Annotated in this window: 1 protein-coding gene; it reads left to right on the plus strand. The window is 66.8% G+C overall.

The genetic code is table 11. From position 1 onward, the window contains the following. Positions 1-39 precede the first annotated feature (39 nt). The coding region (locus ACEPPI_RS41015) for a transposase (RefSeq protein WP_373920314.1) at positions 40-223 on the plus strand (184 nt) is incomplete at its 3' end.

The raw sequence follows: 223 nt of genomic DNA on the forward strand, positions 1-223 counted from the left end.
TCCCGTAACCTGCCAAGGCCAGGGGAAGACCTGGGGCCGCTGCCGCCAGATGCGGACGCCCGCACCCGCATGGCCCATCGTCTGGCCTCCACCGACGGTGCAACGCTCTATAAACGACGCGCCGCCACCGTTGAACCAGTCAACGGCCACCTCAAGGACCGTACCAACCTCCGTCGCTTCTCTCGCCGTGGACTCGCCGCCTGCCAAGCCGAACTCGACTTCG

The sequence above is a fragment of the Streptomyces sp. AB3(2024) genome, assembly GCF_041862025.1.
Classification (GTDB): Bacteria; Actinomycetota; Actinomycetes; order Streptomycetales; family Streptomycetaceae; genus Streptomyces.